Here is a 7,440-nt window from a genome sequence, read left to right on the forward strand (position 1 = left end):
GTTTTGCTCCCTGCTGAAGTCCTCTTGTCAGTTCTTTTATGGAATGATATGTTGGCATAAAAACTATCCGCTAACTTTTTTAATTGTTTTATGAATCTCACTATAAGGGTCACGTTCCTGATATTTCCCGACCGGTTTGGCCACGTAATATGATTCCATGTCCTTACTCCCGTCGGCCTCGCAACTTAATGCCACTTCATCTCTGAATGAAAACATGCCCTTGAAGCTAATTTCTGCTATCATCTCTGATCAGCTTTGCTACAAAGATAATAATAAATTTCAATTACACGCATACCGGATGTCATCTTAAAATGCCAGCACCTACCATCAGCCATGTTTAAGCCTAAATTCTGTTGATATTTGTCTTTGATTCGTGTTTTCATGCCAAAAATTCTTCCAGAAATAAACTCAGCAAAATAGTAACGACGAAAATTTAAAATTTGACGAAACCCCACGCACCAAAAAGCTGGAAGAGTTTGGAACACATTGTCTTCTTGGGGATTTAAATAGCACATCACCCAACCAAGGAAAGGGTAAGCCGTTTCATAGGGTCAGCCAAGGCCTTTTAAACGGAAAATTATTACAGTCTACTACGGCAGACTGTACAGACCGCTACGGTGGACTGTACGGTCTACCGTAACGGACTGTACGGTCTACCGTAACGGACTGTACGGTCCACTGCCGGAGACTGTAGTAACTCGACTGACAGACAGGCATAATCGAAAGGACGAAAACGCTTAGGTCGGCTAATGAAACGACTTAAGGAGTTCAAAACGTATGAAGAGTTAAAAAAACGGAGGAGACAACATCCGGTGACAGGTATTTGCTTGATATGTTCAATCCCCAAGAATAATAACTGACCCAAGACTTTTCAAAAAAGGTCTTGAAGTTTTTCAACTAACTCTTCCATTATCCTTGTGATATGAAAAGCTAATTCAAAGAACGAAACTCATTAGGGGTATATCCCGTTACCCGTTTAAACATCCGGCTTAAATGTTGCGGATATTGAAACCCCAGTTCGTAAGCAATCTCACTCGTTGTCTTGTTCGTGCCAAGCAAGGTCTCTTTAGCCCGCCCAATCAGTTTGTTCTGGATATATTCCGAAGCGGTCTGTCCTGTCTGTCTTTTTATCATATCCCCGAAATAATTCGGAGACAGAAATACTTTATCAGCAAAATATTTGACGGTCGGCAGACCTTCCTGTAAGGGGGCATCGCTGTCGAAATACTCATCCAGCAAACGCTCGAAACGAACGATAACATCTTTATTCACCTCTTCACGTGTCGTGAACTGACGCTCGTAGAAACGCATGCAGTAATCGAGCAACAGGCCGATATTTGCACAAATCAACCTACGGCTGTGCCTGTCTATGCTGTGTTCCAACTCCACCTCGATTTTGTGAAAGCAATCCATGACAGTGCTACGCTCCTCTTCCGAAAGATGTAAAGCCTCACGGGTTTCATAAGAGAAAAACGAATAGTTCTTAATCTCCTGACCAAGTGCCGTACCCCTTATCAGGTCAGGATGAAACAGAATGCCGTGGGCGTTTGGACGAGCATTTTTTTGCATCTCGACCTCCGCTACCTGACCGGGAGCGAAACTGACTATCGTACCTTCCTGATAGTCGTAACTCTGACGTCCGTACATGATGTTTCCACAGTAGGTGTCCTTCAAATAAAGAGCATACACACCATAATTAATCTTGAAATGTTCCGGCCACTGCGTCGCCTTCGACAAATCAACGACACTCACCAAGGGATGCCGCGTTTCGAGTCCGAAAAGTTTGTTGTACTTATCTACCTCATCAAGTTTTATAACTTCTTCCATAAGCCTTTCCTTTATTTCTTTTGAGCAAAAGTAATTCATTTGATTTGAATTACATACGACTTTATTGCAGAATCGAGGATTTGGGTATGAATATCCGTAAATCGTATACAAACCGGCTTATTCAATCACGGTAAATTTGCAATCAGAAAATGAACAATGAAAAGACAGAAGATGATGGATTGCAGAAACTTTCTGAAAACCGCAGCGAGTTTTACACTCCTCGCTATCGGAGCTACGACCGGCATTTCCCAGGTATTTGCCGATGCCCTTTCATCCCTTGTAATGGGGAAATTGTCGGACGGAAACACACCGGACATTGATAGCACGATGGAGTATCGTAAACTCGGAGGAATGAAGGTATCGGTTATCGGATGGGATTGCCTGCCGATGGTCAGCTATTACAGCAGGAAATATGACAAACGGAAAATAATTACTCTGATTCGTAGGACATACGACAAAGACGTTAAGAAGAGAGCGTTCAGTACAGCTTAATAATTTCATACAATAAAAAACGACTATGAACAAGATTCTTTTAATTTCAGTATTCAGCATTTTAACACTCAATGTTATGGCACAAGAAAAGATAGTACAGACAGCAGGGCGTACCCAATTGGGTGAGTTTGCCCCCAAATTTGCGGAACTTAACGATGACGTCCTCTTCGGCGAGGTATGGAGCCGCACTGATAAACTTGGTCTGCGTGACCGCAGTTTAGTAACGATTACCTCTCTTATCAGTCAGGGCATCACAGATAATTCACTCGTGTTCCATCTCCAGTCGGCAAAGAAGAACGGTATTACCCGCACCGAAATAGCCGAAATCATCACCCATATCGGTTTCTATGCAGGCTGGCCCAAAGCATGGGCCGCGTTCAATCTGGCCAAAAGTGTATGGGCGGAAAATACAGCCGGTGAGGACGCCAAAGCAGCTTTCCAGCGTGAGATGATTTTCCCTATCGGCGAACCGAATGTGGCATACGCCAAGTATTTTATCGGAAACAGCTACCTCGCTCCCATTTCACATGAGCAAGTGAACATTTCCAACGTTACCTTCGAGCCTCGTTGCCGTAATAACTGGCATATCCACAAAGCCACAAAAGGCGGCGGACAAATGCTCATCGGTGTGGCCGGACGCGGTTGGTATCAGGAAGAAGGCAAACCGGCAGTAGCAATCCTGCCCGGTACAGTCATTCACATCCCTGCCAATGTAAAACACTGGCACGGAGCGGCTGCCGACAGTTGGTTTGCTCATTTAGCTTTCGAGGTTCCCGGAGAAAAAACTTCTAATGAATGGCTTGAACCGGTAACGGACAAAGAGTATGATAAGCTTGAAAAAGAATAAGATATGACAACAAATGAATTCAAGGAATATGTAAAAATGCGCAAGGCGCTCGATACAGAAAAGATACACCATTTTATGGACGATATGAGCAACGAAGCCAGACGCATCACTTTCCGGCTGAATACGGCATACCATACACCGGAGGAAGTGCGTGAATTACTCTCTGAGTTGTTCGGGTATCAAGTGCCGACGTCACTCCGGGTATTTCCACCATTCTATACTGATTTCGGCAAAAATATCGCTGTAGGCGAAGGAGTGTTCATCAATGCTTGCTGCCATTTTCAGGATCATGGCGGTGTGACCATTGGCGACGGATGCCAAGTCGGACATAATGTGGTTTTTGCAACACTCAATCATGGCTTGGCTCCGGAAGAGCGTAAAACAACTTATCCGGCACCTATCGTGCTTGGCAAAAATGTATGGATAGGTTCCAATGCAACGATTCTACAAGGAGTTACAATAGGTGACAATGCTGTCATCGGTGCCGGTGCGGTTGTTACAAAAAATGTGGAAGCAAATACAGTTGTAGGAGGTGTCCCTGCCAAATTTATTAAATCTATAGTATGAAAGTGATATCAGATGTAGAATTCGGAGATGAGCGACCTTCATTCAAGTCGCACAAGTCCGATTGACCAGTGAGAAATGAATCATCAGATGCTGTACACGAACATGATAAAATCAAGTAAGAGGAACGTGGCAGAAGCCGTTTCTATGTGAAACTTCAAGAATATGTCGCACTTCCCCTCCCCATTCTATCAAGTAGTGTATGGAATTGTCTATCATGACAAAAATAAGAAATATTCAAAACCAAAGTAAAATGAAACAGATTATCTTGATTATTATGAGTTTGCTTACCTTCAGTTGCTCATCAAAAGCACAAAAACAGACAATGGATACCGGTACACAATCCGATAAGAAAATCCTCGTAGCCTATTTCTCTTGTACCGGAACAACGGAAAAAGTAGCCAATGCCATTGCCCAAAGAGTCAACGGTAAACTTTACCGGATTACCCCGGCTACAGCCTACACTTCTGCAGACCTTAATTGGAATAATAAAGCAAGCCGCAGTTCTGTAGAAATGGCCGACCAAAATTCACGCCCCGCATTGAGCGGAGAAGCGCTTGACCTGAAAGACTATGATGTGGTATTCCTCGGCTATCCGATATGGTGGAATGTATGTCCACGTCCGGTCAATACATTCCTTGAGAAATACGACTTTGCCGGAAAGACCGTCATTCCTTTCGCCACTTCCGGTAGCAGTTCGATAGCCAACAGTGTAATCATACTCAAAAAGCTTTATCCAAAAATCAAATGGGAAGAGGGCAGATTGTGTAATGGAAATATCAAACAAGCCGAAGATTGGGCTAAGCAAGTTATCAAATAGCCGCAGGAAAGAGCTTAGAGTTAACCACCTGAACAGCATGATGGCGAACATGGAAAATATCCCATAATCATGAACCTGACTATGCTTTTTATCGGTGGTATCGGCATGCAGGAAGTACTGCTGGCCGCATTGATTGTGCTACTGTTTTTCGGTGGCGAAAAGATTCCCGAACTAATGAGAGGAACCGGCAAAGGCATGGGGGTGTGTCGAAACTCTCATAACCTAAAAATCACCCTCGCCACAGATAGTTGTAGCGAGAGTGATTTCAATAAAAGGGGAGTTTCGACACATCTCCACACTATAGAACAAGAGACAGACGAGACCAGAGACGTAGGGAAGAATAAGTGATGGCTACCCAAACAAACATACAAGCTTTTTAGTCACATCCTCCTCCACGTTCCGCATCTCCGTATTCTGTCTTGCCACCTGACATGAATTAAGATTTCATCAGAGTTTCTTTGTGTTTTGCCTTAAACAGTTGATAATCCTTATCATTAAACTGTACCTTCATATTCTCCAATATGCGTTTTTCTGTTTCCGGACTCCAATAAACCTTCAATTTACTCTTTGCCCGGGTTATAGCCGTATAGACAATATTATGGCTGACCATCTCTTCTATTTCACTTGTAATCACCACCTTCACAGACTCATATTCCAAACCTTGCGCTTTATGAATAGAAATAGCATACGCCACCTGAAAAGGTACCACATTCTCCACATTATCATTATCATCATTTCCATCTCCGCTCCGACCGACTTTAAATCGAATGACCGATGTCTCATCTGCTACGGATTATCAGAATTGCAATATAGTAATAATTTTCATATATCCCAATCTAACTACATGAATATCTGATAATTCACCAATGATTAGTTTTCAGTTATTTCGGGAGCCCGAAGTTGCCAGAAAGCTACGGCAGCAGCTGCTGCTACATTAAGCGAATCCACTCCGTGTGCCATAGGAATGCGAACTACATAGTCAGTTTCTGCAATTGTTGCTAGAGGAAGCCCTTCCCCCTCAGTACCCATCACGATAGCCAGTCGAGGCTCAGTCGCCAGAGAAGGGTCATCTATGGAAATGGAATTATCCGTCAGTGCCATAGCAGCAGTCTTAAATCCCAACCGCCCCAAATCACGAATCGTACCGTCCATCCACGTCCAAGGTATCAAGAAAACAGACCCCATAGATACTCTTACTGCACGACGGTTCAGTGGATCACAGGAACTGCGCGTCAACAATACGGCATCAATCCCAAGTGCCGCTGCCGAACGAAAAATAGCTCCGATATTGGTACTGTCCACTACGCCGTCAATAACAACAATGCGTCGGGCATTCCGACAGACCTCCTCCACACTCCGGAGTACAGGACGACGCATGGCGCATAACACACCACGTGTAAGGACATATCCCGTCAGTGTCGCCAATAGTTCCCGATTACCTGTATAAACAGGCACATCACCACAACGCCCAATAATATCGGCTGCATCACCTATGATATGTTTGCGCTCGCACAAAAAAGCAATAGGTTCATATCCGGCATCCAAAGCTCTACTGATAACATTGGGGCTTTCGGCTATAAACAAACCCTTACCGGATTCCGTTCGCCTACGCAACTGAGCTTCCGTAAGCGTACAAAAAACCTCTACGCCGGGATGCTCCAATGAAGATATTTCGATAACAGGCATATATTTCTATATTTTTTAATTCACTATCTTTTTATTGTCGGTTCATACTCTCCGTTACGGCTACTTTTATCACTCCATCTTCCTTATTCTCAAAAAGACGATAAGCCTCTTCTATCCGGTCTAACGGAAAACGATGCGTAATGAGCGGAGTGGTGTCTATCTTTCCCTCTTCTATTAAATGCAGAATCGTAGCACAATCACAACCATCTACACCTCCGGTCTTAAAAATCAGGTTCTTGCCATACATATCCGGCAAAGGTAAAATTTGAGGACGATCATAAAGAGCCACAATAGTAACAATGGCATTAGGACGAGCACACTCCCATGCCAGCCGAAAAGTCTCTTCTCCCCCAGCGACCTCCAACACTACATCAGCACCACCATAAGAACTGTTTCGGAGCACAAAATCCTTACATTCACCGGGAGTGACAACCTCTACCTGCGGATAATGCTCACGAACAAAACGAATCCTTTCCTCTGCCTTCTCACAAACAATGATACGCTGCGGTTTCTTCAACATCACACAAAGCAATGTACAAATTCCCGTAGGGCCCGCACCAATGATAAGAACTGTATCCTTCTCGGTTATCTCTGAAATACGAGCAGCCCAAAAACCTGTAGCAAGAACATCTCCCACCAACAAGGCTTGTTCATCAGTTACCGTTTCGGGTATACGGTTCAGCCCACTATCAGCATAAGGCACACGTACATATTCAGTCTGACCGCCATCAATACGGCAACCCAATGCCCAACCTCCATTCGAATCAGTACAATTGTTAACATAGCCATGTCGACAGAAAAAACACTCACCGCAAAAAGTTTCTACATTAACGATTACTCGGTCACCCGGCCTCACCGAAGTGACATCAGCACCCGTCTGTTCCACAACACCCACCATTTCATGTCCTACTGTTATACCGGGAACAGCACGAGGAACACTTCCATGCTTTATATGCAAGTCACTGGTACAAATGCTACTAAGGGTAACACGTACAATAGCGTCACGAGTGTCTTTCAACTCAGGTTTCGGTTTCTCTATAAGTTCAAATTTACCTTGTTTAATATAGGTGTATGCCAACATAGTATTTCAATTTTAGAGATTATAACACTATAAATACAAAAAAGCCTCCGAATCATTTGACTGACTCGGAGGCTTTCATTAAAACGGCAGCTACCTACTCTCCCACTGTTACGCAGTACCATC

Annotated in this window: 9 protein-coding genes and 1 pseudogene; 5 read left to right on the plus strand and 5 right to left on the minus strand. The window is 43.8% G+C overall.

Features of this window, described 5'->3' with window-relative positions; genetic code table 11:
- Positions 1–63 precede the first annotated feature (63 nt).
- The gene (locus IR173_RS05290) at positions 64–243 is read right to left on the minus strand and encodes a hypothetical protein (RefSeq protein ID WP_237038625.1); all 180 of its coding nucleotides are present in this window, start codon (positions 241–243) and stop codon (positions 64–66) included.
- Positions 244–930: 687 nt separating this feature from the next.
- On the minus strand, positions 931–1,827 hold the full coding sequence (locus tag IR173_RS05295) for a helix-turn-helix domain-containing protein (RefSeq protein WP_237038626.1): 897 nt from the start codon (positions 1,825–1,827) through the stop codon (positions 931–933).
- A 156-nt stretch (positions 1,828–1,983) separates the two neighbouring features.
- Here IR173_RS05295 and IR173_RS05300 point away from each other — a divergent pair, with 156 nt between their 5' ends.
- From IR173_RS05300 to IR173_RS18205, 5 genes and pseudogenes are all read left to right on the plus strand, one after another.
- On the plus strand, positions 1,984–2,319 hold the full coding sequence (locus IR173_RS05300; protein WP_237038627.1) for a hypothetical protein: 336 nt from the start codon (positions 1,984–1,986) through the stop codon (positions 2,317–2,319).
- 25 nt (positions 2,320–2,344) lie between these two features.
- On the plus strand, positions 2,345–3,166 hold the full coding sequence (locus tag IR173_RS05305; protein WP_237038628.1) for a carboxymuconolactone decarboxylase family protein: 822 nt from the start codon (positions 2,345–2,347) through the stop codon (positions 3,164–3,166).
- Between the two features lie 3 nt (positions 3,167–3,169).
- Positions 3,170–3,733, plus strand: a complete 564-nt coding sequence (locus IR173_RS05310) for a sugar O-acetyltransferase (protein ID WP_237038629.1) — start codon at positions 3,170–3,172, stop codon at positions 3,731–3,733.
- A 250-nt stretch (positions 3,734–3,983) separates the two neighbouring features.
- The gene (locus IR173_RS05315; RefSeq protein ID WP_237038630.1) at positions 3,984–4,550 is read left to right on the plus strand and encodes a flavodoxin; all 567 of its coding nucleotides are present in this window, start codon (positions 3,984–3,986) and stop codon (positions 4,548–4,550) included.
- A gap of 69 nt (positions 4,551–4,619) precedes the next feature.
- Positions 4,620–4,748 (plus strand): annotated as a pseudogene (locus IR173_RS18205) (twin-arginine translocase TatA/TatE family subunit); the annotation flags it as partial.
- A gap of 238 nt (positions 4,749–4,986) precedes the next feature.
- Here the strand turns inward: IR173_RS18205 and IR173_RS05325 are convergent.
- From IR173_RS05325 to IR173_RS05335, 3 genes are all read right to left on the minus strand, one after another.
- Positions 4,987–5,268 (minus strand): ATP-binding domain-containing protein, encoded by a 282-nt coding sequence (locus IR173_RS05325; protein WP_237038632.1) that lies wholly within the window; start codon positions 5,266–5,268, stop codon positions 4,987–4,989.
- A 152-nt stretch (positions 5,269–5,420) separates the two neighbouring features.
- Complete coding sequence (locus IR173_RS05330) at positions 5,421–6,236, minus strand: TrmH family RNA methyltransferase (protein ID WP_237038633.1); 816 nt, start codon at positions 6,234–6,236, stop codon at positions 5,421–5,423.
- A gap of 31 nt (positions 6,237–6,267) precedes the next feature.
- A complete protein-coding gene (locus IR173_RS05335) occupies positions 6,268–7,317 on the minus strand; it encodes an alcohol dehydrogenase (RefSeq protein WP_237038634.1) in 1,050 nt (349 codons plus the stop codon).
- Positions 7,318–7,440: the final 123 nt, after the last annotated feature.

The sequence above is a fragment of the Phocaeicola faecalis genome (assembly GCF_021730445.1).
GTDB classification, from domain to species: domain Bacteria; phylum Bacteroidota; class Bacteroidia; order Bacteroidales; family Bacteroidaceae; genus Phocaeicola; species Phocaeicola faecalis.